The sequence below is a fragment of the Chitinophaga sp. genome (assembly GCF_019236475.1).
Classification (GTDB): Bacteria; Bacteroidota; Bacteroidia; order Chitinophagales; family Chitinophagaceae; genus Chitinophaga.
Genome location: NZ_JAFAIX010000004.1, coordinates 277283 through 294122, shown reverse-complemented (window position 1 = coordinate 294122; position 16840 = coordinate 277283). Strand labels below are relative to the sequence as shown.

At 44.6% G+C, this 16840-nt stretch carries 11 protein-coding genes; 1 reads left to right on the top strand and 10 read right to left on the bottom strand.

Annotated elements, in window-relative coordinates:
• Nucleotides 1–17: 17 nt before the first annotated feature.
• The 3 genes from JO154_RS05295 to JO154_RS05285 all read right to left on the bottom strand — a co-directional run bounded on the left by JO154_RS05295 (nt 18) and on the right by JO154_RS05285 (nt 5180).
• On the bottom strand, nt 18–3530 hold the full coding sequence (locus tag JO154_RS05295) for a TonB-dependent receptor (RefSeq protein WP_291942581.1): 3513 nt from the start codon (nt 3528–3530) through the stop codon (nt 18–20).
• A 59-nt stretch (nt 3531–3589) separates the two neighbouring features.
• Nucleotides 3590–4558: a FecR family protein gene (locus JO154_RS05290; protein ID WP_291942580.1), complete on the bottom strand. Its 969-nt coding sequence runs from the start codon at nt 4556–4558 to the stop codon at nt 3590–3592.
• A gap of 79 nt (nt 4559–4637) precedes the next feature.
• A complete protein-coding gene (locus JO154_RS05285) occupies nt 4638–5180 on the bottom strand; it encodes an RNA polymerase sigma factor (protein WP_291942579.1) in 543 nt (180 codons plus the stop codon).
• Nucleotides 5181–5509: 329 nt separating this feature from the next.
• Here JO154_RS05285 and JO154_RS05280 point away from each other — a divergent pair, with 329 nt between their 5' ends.
• Nucleotides 5510–6949, top strand: a complete 1440-nt coding sequence (locus JO154_RS05280) for a TlpA disulfide reductase family protein (RefSeq protein ID WP_291942578.1) — start codon at nt 5510–5512, stop codon at nt 6947–6949.
• 138 nt (nt 6950–7087) lie between these two features.
• On the opposite strand, the gene JO154_RS05275 is transcribed toward JO154_RS05280, so the two are convergent.
• The 7 genes from JO154_RS05275 to JO154_RS05245 all read right to left on the bottom strand — a co-directional run bounded on the left by JO154_RS05275 (nt 7088) and on the right by JO154_RS05245 (nt 16676).
• Nucleotides 7088–8734 carry an alpha-L-fucosidase gene (locus tag JO154_RS05275; protein WP_291942577.1) on the bottom strand — a complete coding sequence of 549 codons (1647 nt, stop codon included), beginning with the start codon at nt 8732–8734 and terminating at the stop codon, nt 7088–7090.
• 461 nt (nt 8735–9195) lie between these two features.
• Nucleotides 9196–9912 (bottom strand): NUDIX domain-containing protein, encoded by a 717-nt coding sequence (locus JO154_RS05270; protein WP_291942575.1) that lies wholly within the window; start codon nt 9910–9912, stop codon nt 9196–9198.
• A 141-nt stretch (nt 9913–10053) separates the two neighbouring features.
• The gene (gene araA, locus JO154_RS05265) at nt 10054–11529 is read right to left on the bottom strand and encodes an L-arabinose isomerase (protein WP_291942572.1); all 1476 of its coding nucleotides are present in this window, start codon (nt 11527–11529) and stop codon (nt 10054–10056) included.
• 11 nt (nt 11530–11540) lie between these two features.
• Nucleotides 11541–12245, bottom strand: coding sequence for an L-ribulose-5-phosphate 4-epimerase (locus JO154_RS05260; protein ID WP_291942570.1), 705 nt, complete (start codon nt 12243–12245; stop codon nt 11541–11543).
• Nucleotide 12246: 1 nt separating this feature from the next.
• Nucleotides 12247–13896, bottom strand: coding sequence for a ribulokinase (locus JO154_RS05255; RefSeq protein WP_291942569.1), 1650 nt, complete (start codon nt 13894–13896; stop codon nt 12247–12249).
• 74 nt (nt 13897–13970) lie between these two features.
• On the bottom strand, nt 13971–15503 hold the full coding sequence (locus JO154_RS05250) for an alpha-L-arabinofuranosidase C-terminal domain-containing protein (RefSeq protein ID WP_291942567.1): 1533 nt from the start codon (nt 15501–15503) through the stop codon (nt 13971–13973).
• 162 nt (nt 15504–15665) lie between these two features.
• Nucleotides 15666–16676: a zinc-binding alcohol dehydrogenase family protein gene (locus tag JO154_RS05245; RefSeq protein ID WP_291942566.1), complete on the bottom strand. Its 1011-nt coding sequence runs from the start codon at nt 16674–16676 to the stop codon at nt 15666–15668.
• Nucleotides 16677–16840: the final 164 nt, after the last annotated feature.

Here is a 16840-nt window from a genome sequence, read left to right as displayed (position 1 = left end):
GTAGATGGAATTAAATGTTAAAATGAATAGGTGGCCGATAAAATAAAATGGCTGCCGGGTTTGTATTCACTGCTAATCATGTCGCCATTGGTGTCACTTTGATAAGTATCATTCGTGCGTTTAATGAACGCTTTTTCATACTTGTAGGTAAAGTTTTCATCTTCCGCGATCCGCAATGGCTGGTTGAGGATATTCTGTGCACTGAACTTCACTTGCAGACTCCTAACGATACGTTGGGTCACTGCTAGGTCTAGCGTCTGACGTTCCAATTCAATAAGACTCCCTTGGTTTCCCTGTACTACTACAGGTACCGCTCCCTGGTAGGTTACACTGAACGGTGCACCATTGGCGGCAGCATAAATGCGGGGGCCTATCCTGTTCCAGGAAAGGGCTATTTTAGTTCCTGTACCGGCATTATCATAATATAATCCCAGGTTCATCGCATAAGGCGCCTGCCCTTGTAACTGACGGGTGTAATGTGGGTTAACTGCGGGGTCCGTATTCTTAACCACGGAAGTATCGAGGCGTTTATTCACCTCACTTTTGATGAGCGTGAGGTTACCTATAAAAGAAAGATTCTTAAAAAATGGTAGCGGAATAAATCCTAAATTTTTACGCAAGTCAAACTCCAATCCTTGTACAGTTGCTCTATCTGCATTTCCAAAACTGATGTTAGCAGGGCCGCCAAAAAAAAGATTACGCGTAATCATTCTTTCGATAGGATTGGTCAATTCTTTATAAAAAGCCCCTATGCTAAAGGTTTCCGCCTTGTCATTGTTTTTGGGATACCATTCTATGCGGGCATCATAATTGGTGGCAGCAGCGGGCTTCAAGAAATGATTCCCCTGGACGGTCTGATTGTTCAACTGGTCCAGTTCACTATAAGGTGATAGCTCGCGAAACTCCGGTCTGTTCACCGTTTTACCATATGCTCCACGTACAACGAATTGCTGAGAAGGGCGATAGTTAATATTTACAGAAGGAAGATAATTGGTCGTTTTATTGTCTACCAACACAGGATAGTTAATACTACCCTGGTTGGAACCAGGGATGGCGCCTGCTACCTTTTGTCGGTTATACTCTACTCGGAGACCGCCATAGATATCCAATTTACCGTTAAATGGTAAAAGACTGAGGGCTGCATAACCGGCGTTGAGTTGTTCGGTGGCGGAATAAGCATCGCTACCGTTAGTACGGTCATAGACTTTAAGCGCGCTCCCATCATCCTTTAAATAATCAGTACTCCAAACCTTTCCTAAGTCTTGTTCTGTAAAGAAGACTTTATTAAAATCCATGTATTGACCGTTGCTCCCAATAGTAGCGTTATCATTTTCCGGGTAACCAGCAGAATTCAAATCGCCCTCATTGAGGGTGTAGGCGCGGCGAAACAGCACCCGCGATTTCCATTGTTGATAGGTACCTACCTTTAAAGTAATCCAAGGAGTTAGTTTATTGGTATAATCAAGTGCGCCATTATAAACATTTTCATTGTTTCTTGACCAGGTACGGGATATCATACCGCGCTCCAAATTATTGTTCCTATTTTCTATATCATCAGGCCCTTTTATATAACGGTAGGCGGCCCCCCAACTGAGATCTACGGTTTGTCCGAAGCCCCTGGTTCCTCCACCATCCTGTCTGTTTTGGTTAAAGCGGATCACACGTTGGTCTGGAATCATTTGCCTACTAAAGGTGTAGCCCAGGTTCCACTCCAACAGTTGTTTGCCCTTTGAAAAATAATGTTCACCGCCCAAATTACCGGCATATAAAAACCGCTGTGTATAGCCCAGAATAATGTTACGTTCATATACATTATAGCCATAAGCAAGCTCCTTCCAATTTATACCTGTAAGATGGGAAAGGTCTGTGGTGGAATCTCCGACAACATACTGGTTGTTTTTAGTGGTGCGTACCACAGTCGTACTTTGTCCCTGTTGCAAGAGGTAATTTTTAAAGAACAACTTGCTGCTATCGCGAAGCTTATAGGTGAAATTTTGCAATAGGTTTAACTGCACTGTTTCCATGCTCTGAGATTCGCGAGAAGTTTCGTGGGTACGTCTGCCATTACCATCTGTTCCCCAGAAGCTAGCAGCACGGTCTACATCAAATTGTTGGCGCTCTGTTTTATAACTCAGGGAGCTGAGCATACCCAAGTTTCTACCACCAATGCTAAATGTGTTATAATAATTGGCCGTCAACTGCATCATTGGCAGGGCTGTTTTGTAGCCATACTGTAAATAAGGGCTGAAATGTTGGGCATAATCTTTTTGCGTAATGCCGGCTCTGGTAAAATCGCCATAACCAGGAACTACAGCAGGCAGCTTCCTTACGCCGTTGTCGAAGCCCAAGAAATCGGTACTACTACCTTGATACGTCATGAATTTATTACTAAAGGTGGTACCGGGCCGGTATCCCATTTGTAGCTCTACATCCAGATGCTTCACCGTTTTAGCGTCTTTGGTAAATATCTTCACCGCGCCACCTGTCATATCCCCCATCAAATCGGGAGCGGGGGATTTATACACCATGATTCTATCAATGATCCGACTCGGAAGTAGGTCCAGCGAAAAAGCGCGGGAATACAACTCCGTACTGGGTGCGATATTTCCATTGAGGTAGGTGAGGTTGTACCGTTCACTCATCCCGCGGATGATAACAAATTTGTCGTCTTTGATAGTAACGCCAGCAATTTTTTTCACTACTTCCGCCACGTTACGGTCGGCACTCATGGAAATCTGCTGAGAGGAAATGCCTGAAACTACGGATTGTGCCCCTTTAATAGCTTCCAACACTTTTTTGTCTGTCGTATGAACTACGTTATGTACTTTTCTTCCTGCGGCGCTTATCACCACTTCTCCCAATGACCCACCACCTGCCTGCATACGTACATCAAAGGTGAGACTGCTATTGAGTTTCATTGGTTCTGCGAAGGCAGCATAACCAATATAGGTGACCTCCAAGGTATATTCACCCGCTTTTAATTCGCTAATGGTATAATACCCTTTGCTATCGCTCACAACAGACTTGGAAGACCCTACCAACTTTACAGAGGCGCCGGCCAATGGCGCGGAAGTCTCAAAATCTACCACGCGTCCTTTGATCGTGTGCCATTCACCAGTCTTGTCTTGCGTATGGGTTTCAGTAGTTTGGATCTTCCTGCGAATAACTATTTTCTTACTGTCTGGCATGTCATATGCCAACGACGTGTTATCCAACAGATATTCGACAATTATTTTTAAGGATGTTTGGTGGAAGCTTCTCGTATAATTTCTTTTTATTTTATCTATTTCAGATGCATCGTAGAAGAACCGTATACCGGTTTGTTTTTGTAAGACATCAATACATTCTACCAATGTATTCCCTGAAAATGAAACATTATATTTCTCGGTTGGTGCCTTCTCCTGTGCAAAGCAAAACACTGTATACAAAAGGAATATGGGCAGCAGGAAATAATGCTTCCTTACTAAAAATACCCGGTCCATTCGATTAGTAAACCCATTTTTCATTTTATGTTGTTTAAGTTTGGACATAGATCTCCCTATATCATTCATCATGATTTAAAAAATATGTGCGTTTATATGTGTTGGAATTAATTTATCTCTAGCTGATTGCCGACTTGTTTTATTTTCAATCCATAGGAGACCGAAAGGATTTTGAGCATTTCAGAAAGGTTATCCTCTTTCAAGAAAGAACCAGTGAATGTTCGCTTGTTAATTTCATGGTTGTTCGAAACAATTTTCACATGCATACTTTCCGCTATTGCTGCAAACACCTCACTTAATGGCGTATTTCTGAATACCAATAATTGTGAGGTCCATTCCGTATTAACAGGTATATTCTTTTCTATTTTACCATTCCTATCGCGCACGATATAGGTAAATTGTTGATGAGGGGAAAGTATGGGAGATAGCTCCTTCTGCCCACCAGGAACGGAAATCTGTACACGACCCGTTTTCACACCAATGCTGGCTAATTTATAGGCACTTGCATCAGATACAATAAACGATGTCCCCAATACCTGCACATTTAGATGGCTTGCTTTTACAATAAAACTGGCATTGGAATTCTTTTTAACGTCGAAAAATGCTTCACCATTAAGTTCTACGCTCCTGCTGCCATCGAATGAGGCTGGATATCGAAGTTGGCTATTAATATTTAGTACAACAATGGAGCTATCAGGCAATATTACTTCCTTAACCTGATGCTGGTTAGTAACAACCGTGTACATAGCAGGAGGTACTACCATGTTTCCTAATTCACCTCTAAACAAATACCCCGCGACTAACAAGCTCAGTATGCAAGCCGCCGCTGTCCATTGTAGGTAACGCAGTTTGTTTTTAGGAAAATGATTGACATGCTTAATGGCACGCGTCTCCATAATTGCTTTAATATTACTTAAAACAATTGCTTTTCTTTCGTCAAATTGACCTTTATCTACTTCCTTATCAGCGGCTTCCCTGGCGTCTTTAAACCACTGCTCCATGATGGCTTTTTCTTCTACGGAAGCGTGACCAGACAAATATTTATTTACAATTCTTTTTAACCTCAGCAGGTCCATAACAGATGATTCTCTAATAGTATGTTCTAAAAGAGATGGAGTAGTACCGGTAAATGTAGGTTAAGGAATTGTTACCAAATCAGTTGAAGTAGAAAATCAGGGTGATGGCAATACTATGTCGTAAGGTTTTTAATGCGATATGCAGTTGGTTCTTAACGGTTTGTTCGGAGATGCCCAATTTTAGGGCGATTTCTGCAATACTTAATTTGTATTCCCTACTTAGTAAAAATATTTCTTGGGTGCGAGGAGAAAGGCTGGATATTTCCTTTTGTATTTGCTTAACTAAATCCTGCTCCTGCAAACGATGCAGGATGTCATTAAATGTGGGTAGTAATTCTTCTTGTACTCGTTCAATTTGTTCGGGGGTACTTAAAAGTGATTCCAGTTTTTTAAGGGATTGAAATCGTACCGCCTGGAAAAGATAGCTTTCAAGCGACTGTTGAATGGTAATGGTGGCGCGCTTTTCCCAAATAGAGATAAATACCGTTTGAACAATATCCTGCGCATCATCATAAGAGCGGAGCAATTTGTTGGCAAAGCTGAATAAGGGATGCCAATATTTATTATACAATAAATCGAATGCCTCCAAATCGGAGTATTGGATACGAAGAAAAAGTTCCATATCATTCAATTCTATTGTATGTCTCACACTCATAAATAATATGGCTACAAAGTAAATATCTTTTTACTTCAAATTCCATTCTGTTAGCAGGAGCCTTAGCGAAAGTCCCATGTAATCGACGCTACTTTTCAATATAGTGGTGGGTTAATTAGTAAATATTATCTTTTCATTATTAAAACCGGTTAAGGCGGGATACGATTCATATGGTCTGTATAAATCCTGACCTCTACAAGATAAGATCCTAATAACGGTTACGACTATTTGATTTAAATCCTTATTTTTATTAGGTTCTGCATTATCAAGGTAATTATTGTTTGAAATCATCATTCATGCCCAGTAACTTTTTTTTGCGTCTTGTTTGTTTGGTAAACATCATCTTTCTAACCTCATCAGCGATTTTTTCGGATAATTCAATAGCAGCCCAAAGTCCGGATACAACTTCCCTTACCTTCCATATCCAACGTGGCGGTAGATTGTATTTTTCTTATCCGCTGAATATCATTCAATTTAAGGAGGTGTTTATCGATAATGTAATGCAGGACTCCAGTTTTACGATTTCAATTACTGCGAAAGCCCCCTTTACCCTATTCAGTCAGCATAAAGTTCGTATACCCTATCTCTTTTATCCAGGATATAACTATACAGCCGATATAAAGGCAGGTGAAACCGTTATTGATTTTAAATGTGCAGATAAACACAAGGAATTTGAATGCAATGCATTGAAAGATATAACTGCCGCCACCTTGGGATTTGACTTATCATCTGAAAAAAATGCAAATAAATATTTCTCGCCAAATGGTCAATACGATAGATCATTGGACTCTTTCCTGATATCGCTGAAAAATCAACGTATTGCATTGCTGGATGAATACAGAAAAAGAGGGAACATATCCGATGAAGGATATAGGTTATTACATGCATATATTTACTACGACTTCATAGGAAAAAGACTGACGCCCTTTTACAAAACTAATTTTGATCCTAAAAAAATACCTGGTTGGTATGTAGATACAATACGTCAGTACCAACATGCATTCCATGATTCATCCTTGCTCCGCCTGTACACCTTTCAAGGAGCATTAATATATTATCACCGCTATGTTGCTACCGATACGAACAGTGGCCACTCCACACTTGCCAGTCAATTTGCAGTTGCCAAGAATTTCAAAGGGTCATTACCCGTTAGCAATTTTCTGCTCTACCAGGTACTGAATCTTGGGAAGAATAAAGATTATAAGGATTATGCGATGTATGTAGATTCCTTTAAACTAATTTGCTCCGATACGCTCTATAAAAAGGTTATCCAGCAAAACTTCGATCTGATGGCAAAAGAAAGAGTTTTATCCGCTGGGACTACACAGCTACTCACCTTGCATGGTAATCTGCTCGACTTTGATTCGCTGATCAGCAGGCAGAAAAAGCTCATTTATATTGACTGCTGGGCTAGTTGGTGTGCTCCTTGTAAAAGTGAAATGCCCTCTTCAGCAAAACTGCAAAAAGAATACGCTGAAAAAAATATCACTTTCCTATTTTTTTCATTGGATAACATCTCCACTAAATGGGAAATAGGTAGTAGCGATTACGATTTTATGAATAAGAACAACAACTTCCTGGTAGCAGGTAATTTCAAATCGCCATTCGTGATGAAACACCGTATCGGTAGTATTCCCCGATATATTCTCATGAGTAATGACGGGAAAATAATTGACGGTAATGCCCCACGCCCTGGTGATCCTAAATTAAAAGAACTGATTAATCGGAACTTATAAACCATTCCGATTCATTTTTTCAATTACAGCAAAGCCCGCGACTAACGCGAGCTTTGTTATATTCCAGTGACCCGCTGGAACTTGAACGGTTATACGCTTTTTTATAAAATATCATCCATCTTTTCATTTCAACAGTTATTATCTGATTTTTAGAACTGCTGCATATGGGAATGCAGGTCTATTTTCCGGTAATACGACCTCCAAAGCATCCATGTTCTGTTGAAAATGCAACTCACCGCCTCCTAACAAATCAATTCTGTTGACGCTTTCAGGCCACAGTGCATTTCCTGCAGCGAGACTTTTGATTTTCATTTTTCTATCATCGGGCCAACCCAGTAATACAGCATATAGCACATCTCCCTTGGTAGTAAAGCGGATATCACCAGCGGTTAATGGTTTCCCTTTACCTTCATTGAATCCCTGTGCAGCAATGGGTGCAGCTCCTTCCATCGCAGGCCCTTCACCGAGTACTTTCCAGGGTCTTGTATCGAATATGCATTCTGCATTGATGGTCATCCAGGCGGCTATTTCTTCAAGAATGGCTTTCTCCTGCTCATCGATAGTCCCATTACCTTTTACCGGGATATTGAGCAGGAGGTTTCCATTTTTACTCACCACATCTACCAGCGTCTGGATCACGGTTTTGCCGGACTTATACCATTTACCATCAAAGAACCGCTTGTCATAATGCCATCCACCGATACAGGTGTCTGTTTGCCACGCGAATGGCTCAATCACATTGCTCTGTCCTCGTTCTATGTCCCATACCATGCATTTGCGCTGCATTTCATTCAGTACTTTACCGTTCAGCACTGCCTGTAGCTTACCTTTATTACGTATGATACTTTTATTGTAATGATAGGCCGCTATCTGCAGTCCTACGTCGCTGACTGGATACAATGGTAAGACGGTATCATCAAAATAAACCAGCTCCGGTTCATATCTATCTATCAGATCAATCGTTCTTTTCAGGAATTGATCGCAGTAAGCTTTTGACGGCGCTGCTACGCCATTGCCCCAATCCCATTGCCGGATGACGGTCCCATTATCCAGGCTATTTTCGCTCAGTGGATGGTTTTGCGCATAGAGCAGTTGCGGGTCCAGTCCTTCCCACCAAGCGCCTTTACCATCTGCTTTTGTCAGTTTGCCGTCGTAGGGCACACCAGCAAGCGGTCCATTTTTGTCTGCACGTTGTGCTACTTCATACCAGGTCCAGGCATGGGCCGCATGTATGCTCACCCCAAAAGGCAGCCCGTTATTCCTGGCAGCTTTGGCCCAACCACCAATGAGATCTTTTTTAGGCCCTACGTTCACTGCGTTCCATGCATGGTGACGAGAGTTCCAGAGATCAAGGTTATCGTGATGATTAGCCATGGCGAAAAAATATTTTGCGCCGGCCCGTTTGTATAAAGCTACCAGTTGCTCTGGGTCCCATTGTTCTGCTTTCCACCGATGGACAACATCCTTAAATCCAAACTGAGAAGGATGTCCGTAGTGTTGCAGGTGGTATTTGTACTGGTCACTCCCTTCTATATACATGCCACGTGCGTACCAATCACCATACTCCGGCTCACACTGCGGCCCCCAGTGTGCCCATATGCCGAACTTGGCATTGCGGTACCATTCAGGTACTACATACTGCTGCAAAGAATCCCAACTGGCGGTAAAAGGTCCCGGTGCGGCATATGGAGCCAGTTGCCCACCCAATGATGCACCAGCCTGCTTTGACAATAAATAAGCTGGAACAGTTAACCCCAGATATTTGATAAGTGATCTTCTATTCACGGTTTCAATATTTTTCTGTCTTTAAAAGGAAATAGCATCAAAAAGTAATCGCTTCATTTATTCCTGTTTGGTAAAACGCAATACGCTGCGGGAGAATCGTTATGCGGAGCTGGTAATTTTAGGAAATAGGAAGCGGGATCTATTTTTGCGAAGCGGTTAGAAATTTTCCTGCAACAGCGTGGTAAGTTAACAACACCTTTCAAGCGACTACTGTTGCAGGAAAATAACCTGCGTTCATAACGTGGAATTCTATCTACCTGCAAGAAAATAAAAAATTGTCAATTTTACAATTATTTTATCTGAAATATAAATTAGCACCATTAGTACCGCCCAGCGCAAACAGGTGATTGCTTATATGGAGCAAAAGAAAACAGGCAAGAACAATACCGGATGCATGATGTAGCCGTTTAAGGGATACTGATATAACGTGGAAGGATATAGGGTTTAAAGCATATAGTTGACTAACGTCCAGATGCAGATTTTTTCAAATGTGCATCCGGCACGAAATTCAGAAAAGAATGTAAGTTGCTATTATATTTCTTCTTATCCACCTTATAATAAAACGCACCTTTCCTGGAGCTCAGCTTATCTTTGTCTGCCAATCTCACCAACAAGCCGGTTGACAGGATCTTCCGGCTAAAATTCCCCTTATCAAAAGTGGTATTGTATACTGATTCGTATAGCTGTTGCAGTTGGGGAAGTGTAAACTTCGGAGGTAATAGCTCCAGCAATAGCGGATGCAATGCGGCTTTATAACGCAATCTCTCCTTGGCCTGATTTACCATCGCATCATGATCAAATATTAATTCAGGATGATGATTGATAGGGAACCAAACTGCGTGGAAATCATCATGCAACTGCTTGTAACGCTTGATGTCGATCAGGGCGGTATAAGCCACTGATATTGTCCTTTCCACACTATCCCTGTTCGGCGCGCTGAAAGTATGTAATTGTTCCATATAGATACCATCCAAGCCGGAAAGGTTTTTCAGTATGCGGGCAGCGGCATCCTCTGCACTCTCCTCTTCCTGCACAAATCCGCCTACAAGGCTCCACTTGCCCTTACATGGCTCAAAACCACGTTGGATCAGCAGCAACTTTATCTCCTGTCCGTCGAAACCAAAAATAATGCAGTCAACAGCGACTAGCAACCTTGTTTGCTGTGCATATCTCTTCATACAAAACAATTAGACAACAAAAGTACAAACCAGATCCCGATTCTCCATCTCCTTACCCAAAACCTATATACAGGATGGAAATCAGTAACAAAGGATATCGTTTACAGAAAATATATTTTTCATATTAGGGGATATATCAGATTAATAAGCCGTATCGTTCCAGCGCAGTTCATTGCGGAATGTTCTTAGGTCGGTGTGTTTGTCAATCAGCGCCAGTTCAATGCCTGCCATTTCTGCAAAGTCCTGCATGTGAACAGACGTGAGGTTCTGGCTAAAACAGGTGTGGTGCGCGCCTCCTGCCAGTATCCAGGCTGTACAGGCTTTTTTCATATCAGGATACGGCTTCCATAATACGCGTGCAACCGGCAATTTCGGCAAATCATGCGGCGGCGTCACAGCCTCCACTTCATTCACCAGCAGGCGGAATCTGTTGCCCATATCCACAATAGAGGCGTTAATAGCCGGGCCTCCGGCCGTGTTGAATATCAGCCGCACAGGATCTGCTTTCCCGCCTATACCAAGTGGATGTTTCTCGCACGACGGCTTACCATCGGCAATGGATTCGCATATTTCCAGCATGTGCGCGCCCAATACCATCGGGTTTTGCGGGTCAAAATGATACGTATAATCTTCCATGAATGAGTTTCCTCCAGCCAGCCCACTGCCCATTACTTTCATGGCGCGTACCAGCGCCGCCGTTTTCCAGTCTCCTTCGCCGGCAAAGCCATAACCTGCCTTCATCAGCCGCTGCACCGCGAGGCCCGGTAATTGCACCATTCCATGCAGATCTTCAAACGTATCGGAGAACCCTTTATACTGACCATTTTCCAGAAACGCTTTCAGTCCTAATTCTATCCTGGCTGCATCTTTTAGGGCAGGGTCTTTCAGCAGCATAGTAGCAATCGTGTAGGCGTCCGCGTACTCTTCTACTAGCGTATTCACTGCATGGTCCGGGATGCTGTTGATTACCGCCACCAGATCGCCAATACCATGCGTATTACAGGAGAAACCGAATACCGATTCGGCTTCTACTTTATCCCCATCTGTAACCGCCACGTACCGCATATTATCACCGAAGCGGACGAAACGTGCGCCTTGCCAGTCGTGCCAACCGGCAGCCACACGGCTCCACGCGCCCAACTCTGCCAGCACTGCTGTATCTTTCCAGTGACCAGTAATCACTTTGCGGTTCATCCGCATACGGCTCATCACAAATCCCAGCTCCCTGTCGCCATGCGCGCTCTGGTTGAGGTTCATGAAGTCCATATCTATTTCGCTCCAGGGAATATCCCTATTGTATTGTGTATGCAGATGGCAAACCGGCTTCTTCAGCGCTTTCAGGCCCCGTATCCACATTTTAGCGGGAGAAAAAGTATGCATCCACATCACTACACCGATACAGTTCACCGCCGCATTGGCTTCCATGCATACGGCATAGATCTCTTCCGGGGTAGTGACAATCGGTTTGTAGATAACGGAAACGGGTATATGACTAGCGCTATTCAGTGCTGTAGCTATTTCCAGGCTATGCCCTGCCACCTGATTTAAGGCCGCTTCTCCGTACAGATGCTGGCTTCCGACGATCAACCAGATCTCTAATTTTTTCAGATCAACCATACCATATGATTTTATTGCCCGTAATAAGAATTAGGGCCGTGTTTGCGTTCGTAATGTTTTTTTATCAGGGAATCCTTTAACCTTGGTGCGTGGAGATTGATAGATTCCGTGAGATAAGCCATTTGAGCGATGGATTCCAGTACCGCACTATTGTAGACGGCCTTTGCAGGGGTGCTACCCCAGGTGAAAGGCGCATGGTTTCCTACAAGGACCATCTCAATATCTTCATATGTCAAATGCCGCTCCTCCAGGGTATTCATGATCTGAAAACCAGTCTGGTATTCATAATCACCGGCTATCAACTCATCTGGCATCGGAGGCGCACATGGAATGTCAAGCGTATTATGGTCCGCATGGGTGGTACCATAGATAGGGATATCTCGCTGGCTCTGGGCCCAGGCAGTAGCATAGGTGGAATGGGTGTGCACAATACCCCCAATATGTTCCCAGTGCTTATATAATACCGCATGGGTAAGCGTGTCGGACGAAGGCCGTAAATCCCCTGCTATCACTTTCCCATTAAAATCCACGACGACCATCATTTCCGGGGACAACTCCTCATAAGGGACGCCGCTGGGTTTAATAGCAAATACTCCCGCGCCCCTGTCGGCCGCACTCACATTGCCAAAGGTAAAAATGACAAGCCCCAATGCGGGCAGTTGCATGTTAGCTTCGTAGGCAGCCTTGCGGATGGCTTGGTATTTTTGTGTGCTCATCTTAATCAATGTTCATGTTAGCAGTAAAAGCACCTAACGCTGTGTATTTTCTGTACCTGTCTTCGTATATTCCTGTACGTTGTACATTAGGAGAATAAGTGGTCTCAAAGCCTTGCCCCATTACCTGCATGGCCACCTCCACTTTAGGAAAAATACCGGCAACTGTAGCGGCAAACATGGCCGCGCCCAGAGCGCAGGTTTGTTCTGAGCGGTGAATGCGTATAGGCATTCCCATTACATCAGCCATCATCTGCATAATAAAGGGAGATTTTTTAGCCACCCCGCCGATGCCTATCAATCCTTTTACCGGCACCCCTTCCCGTTCAAAACGCTCCACGATGGCCTTGGCGCCAAAGCAGGTGGCTTCTGCCACGGCCCTGAAGACGCTGGGTGCGTCGGATGCTAGGGTCAGTCCGGTGAGCGTTCCTTTGAGTGACTGGTCTGCATCTGGTGTGCGGCGACCGTTGAGCCAGTCAATTCCCGATTCACTATATGCGTCAGGTATGATGGTAGCTGCTTCTCTCGACAGTTCAATAAGCATCCTGCTATTGGCCTCCTGTAACAACCTGGTGTCATCTGGGAAAAGATGCCTTAGAGGCCATGACAATAAATTACTGAACCATGCGTATGCATCTCCGAAGGCAGACTGCCCCGCTTCCATGCCTATCATACCAGGAATCACGGACCCCGGTACCTGTCCGCAGATGCCTTTTACCAGTGTATCTTTCACTTCTTCTAACGGCGCCACCAGCATATCACAGGTAGAAGTGCCCATTACCTTGCTGAGATGATAAGGTGCTATTTGTCCGCCTACGGCGCCCATATGTGCATCAAAAGCGCCGATGCCGATGATTACCTCCGTACTCAGCCCGAGCCGTTCTGCCCATTCTCTAGACAAATGCCCGGCTGCTTCACCAGAGGTGTAGGTTTGGCTGAACAACTGTCTGTCGATATGTTGCAATAATGGATCGATAGCCGAGAAGAAGCTGTCGGGCGGCAAGCCCCCAAACGCTTCTGCATATAGCGCCTTATGGCCGGCGGAGCAGATGCCACGCTTAAGCTGACTGACATGCGTACCGCCTGTCAGCAGAAAGGGAATCCAGTCGCAATGCTCTACCCAGGTGTAAGTGGCAGTTCTAACGTTTTCGTCTACACGCCAGATGTGCAGCCATTTCGCCCAGAACCATTCAGCGGAATAAACACCGCCAACAAAACGCAGATAATTGCCTGGGAAAGCTGCTGCTACTGCGTTGATCTCCGCCGCTTCACGAATGGCCGTATGGTCTTTCCACAACACAAACATGGCGTTGGGATTATCCTTAAATGCCGGCTGCATCGCCAGCGGCATACCGGTTTCATCTACCGCTACTGGTGTACTGCCAGTGGTATCCACGGATATTGCCTTTATATGTCGAGCCACATGGGCGCCTGCCTGTTGCAGACATTGCCTGATAGTGGCTTCCAGTCCTTCTATATAATCCTGTGGGTGCTGGCGAAACTGGCTATAGGCGGCGTTGCAGTATAATCCATCCTTCCAACGCGGATAGTAAAACACCGCAGCCGCCACCTCATCGCCATTGCGGGTGTCTACAATAATAGATCTTACGGAATCTGTCCCAAAGTCAACACCTATTACAAAGGATACGCTCATGTTTCATTTTTAAAAGGCATGGGAATAGCAGGACCACACCATTGTGCAGTCGTAATAAGCCATGTGGTCAATTATTATTTCAGTTCCAGCACTACCACAGAGAATGGAGGCATCTTTACTGTCAGCGTATTCTCTTTCAACATAGCACCATTAAATGCCACCGGTTTGATCTTATCCGGCTGCACAAAGCTATTATGGTCCTGTAGTTTGGTAGCGGAAAGGATACGACCGGCGACAGCTTTATAAGCCGCTCCGGTTTGTACTGTTATTTCCTGCGCTTTGGAGGCATCGATATTTACCAGAGAAATATGAGTAACACCCGATTTGTCTTTTGACGCAGAAGCCGTCACTGCGGGCAGTTGTTCATTTTTGTAAGTATACTTGTTAGATTGAATATCAATGGGGATCAGCGTGGCATCTTGATGCACGTTATACATTTCCATGACGTGATAAGTCGGCGTCAGTATCAGTTGTTCTCCATTGGTGAGGACCACCGCCTGCAGCACATTTACCGTTTGTGCAAGATTGGCCATACGTACCCTGTCGGAATGATTGTTGAAGATATTTAAGGTAACGCCTGCAATCATCGCGTCCCGCATGGTGTTTTGCTGAAAGAGAAAACCGGGATTCGTACCTGCTTCCACGTTATACCAGCCGCCCCATTCATCCACCACCAGTGCTACTTTTTTCTTCGGATCATATTTGTCCATGATGGCAGAATGCCGGCGGATCAGCGTGTCCATAAAACAGGCGCTGCGCATAGTCTGGAAGTACTGCTCTTCAGAAAAATCAACTGCATCCCCTTTTTTATTCCATTCGATCACGGAATAATGGTGCAGGGCCATACCATCCAGCATATGTAGCGGAATGTTTTTCATGAGTACTTCTGTCCAGTTATAATCGGAGGAATTGGCCCCTGAAGCAATTTTGAAAAGATTGCCGCTCATAAACGTGGCGTACTTTCTATAGATATCGGCATAATATTCAGGTCTCATATTTCCGCCGCAGCCCCATGCTTCATTACCAACGCCCCAATACTGCACCTTCCAGGGTTGTTGCCGGCCGTTTTGCTGCCGCAGGTCAGACATTGGGCTTTTACCCGAGAAGTTGACATACTGTACCCAGTCGGCCAGCTCCTGTACGGTACCGCTGCCCACATTGCCGGCCAGATAAGGCGCTGCACCTAGCTCTTCGCACATGTTCAGGAAATCGTGAGTACCGAAACTGTTATTCTCCGTAACGCCTCCCCACCAAGTATTGACGATTGCAGGCCTTTTTTCCTTAGGCCCGATACCATCTTTCCAGTGATAAGTGTCTGCAAAACAACCGCCCGGCCAGCGTAGGTTCGGTATCTTCAGCGCTTTCAACGCGGCGATAATATCTTTCCTTACCCCATTGATATTGGGAATATGGGAAGTATCTCCCACATAGAAGCCGCCATAGATACAATTACCCAAATGTTCAGCAAAATGACCAAAGATATTTCGGTTGATTGTCTGTGTTGGCTTATCTGTACGGAAAGTGATTTTATTCTGGGCCTGCAATGCCGGTGAAGCTATCAACAGACAACAGATCCCCAAACAAAAAGAATGGACCTTATTTTTCATAACGTGGAATTATAGCAATAAATGAGTGATTGCTTCAAAATAACATAATATTTGTCAATTTTACAATTATAATTTTTCGATCACTTTCTGAACGATCGCTATCCAGCTTTCTGTAATCAACTGCCGCCGTTTATTAGCAGTGGAGAACGCATGAAAACTGTTTTAATCGAGGTAGATCATTGCCTTTACAATATTCGCATCGGCAATCAGGTGAGGGAATTCCTCCACTATATCGTTAAAGTGTATATGGTGCGTAATGTATTTTTTGGGAGTGATTCTGCCAACACGGATATTTTCCAGTACCCAATCGAAGTCTTTCCGGGTAGCATTTCGACTGCTGAGCAGCGTACCTTCGCGTTTATGGAATTCTGGGTGACTAAAAGTAATGTCGCCTTTTTGCAGCCCCACCAACACATACCTTCCTGCGTGCGCCATGAAACGGAAAGCATTGTTGATCGCATGCTGATTGCCAGTAGCATCCATTACAACAGTGGGCATATCACCATCAGTGGCATCTCTGAGCAGTTCTTCCAGGCGCCTGTCCTGCGCGTTGAAGGCCGCTTTTACACCTGCTACCTTTTTCGCCCAGGCCAACCGGCTATCATTCACGTCGATAGCCAGTACATTTGCTCCTGCAATAGCTGCCATCTCCATTGTTGCCAGCCCAATTGGCCCTGCTCCTACCACCAGCACATTTTCCTGTGGCAATACTGCCGCCCGTCCAACACCATGCGCCGCAATAGCAAAAGGTTCCACCAGTGCCAACTGGTCAGGGTCCAGTCCTTCGGCAGACAGTAGCAGGTGTGAGGGCACCATCAGGAATTCTGCCATTCCACCGTCCGTATGTACACCAATCACCTGCATATGCTGGCAGCAATTGGTATGCCCACTGCGACAAGCAATACAGTTGCCGCAATGCTGATAGGGAATAATGGTGACCATATCTCCTTTGCGCCAACACCGCGCGTCGCCTTCCACAAATTCGGCCGCTAGTTCATGCCCCAACACACGAGGATAGCTAAAATAAGGTTGTGTACCTCCAAATGCATGGATATCGGTACCACATATCCCGATGCGCCGGATTTTTATGATGGAGTAACCAGGTAAACATACCGGCTCCGGGGCATCACGGTATGCCAACTCCCCCGGCTTAATACAAGAAATAATCCTCATGAACATCTGTTTAAAAAGCGATATTGTTCCGGAACAGTAGTTGTTGGCATAGATGACCAAAGACAACAAAACAAGATCATCAGATCCCGCCCCTTCACGAAAAATAACGTTGCCATTTTTTTTAAAAGTACCTATCTTATAATTCTCAGACTTTACCGATATCG

Excerpts from the sequence above, each read along its gene's own strand:
- JO154_RS05270 (WP_291942575.1), bottom strand. The coding sequence starts at position 9,912 with ATGAAGAGATATGCACAGCAAACAAGGTTGCTAGTCGCTGTTGACTGC.
- JO154_RS05295 (WP_291942581.1), bottom strand. The coding sequence starts at position 3,530 with ATGTCCAAACTTAAACAACATAAAATGAAAAATGGGTTTACTAATCGA.
- araA (WP_291942572.1), bottom strand. The coding sequence starts at position 11,529 with ATGGTTGATCTGAAAAAATTAGAGATCTGGTTGATCGTCGGAAGCCAG.
- JO154_RS05285 (WP_291942579.1), bottom strand. The coding sequence starts at position 5,180 with ATGGAACTTTTTCTTCGTATCCAATACTCCGATTTGGAGGCATTCGAT.
- JO154_RS05290 (WP_291942580.1), bottom strand. The coding sequence starts at position 4,558 with ATGGACCTGCTGAGGTTAAAAAGAATTGTAAATAAATATTTGTCTGGT.
- JO154_RS05280 (WP_291942578.1), top strand. The coding sequence starts at position 5,510 with ATGCCCAGTAACTTTTTTTTGCGTCTTGTTTGTTTGGTAAACATCATC.
- JO154_RS05260 (WP_291942570.1), bottom strand. The coding sequence starts at position 12,245 with ATGAGCACACAAAAATACCAAGCCATCCGCAAGGCTGCCTACGAAGCT.
- JO154_RS05245 (WP_291942566.1), bottom strand. The coding sequence starts at position 16,676 with ATGAGGATTATTTCTTGTATTAAGCCGGGGGAGTTGGCATACCGTGAT.
- JO154_RS05250 (WP_291942567.1), bottom strand. The coding sequence starts at position 15,503 with ATGAAAAATAAGGTCCATTCTTTTTGTTTGGGGATCTGTTGTCTGTTG.
- JO154_RS05255 (WP_291942569.1), bottom strand. The coding sequence starts at position 13,896 with ATGAGCGTATCCTTTGTAATAGGTGTTGACTTTGGGACAGATTCCGTA.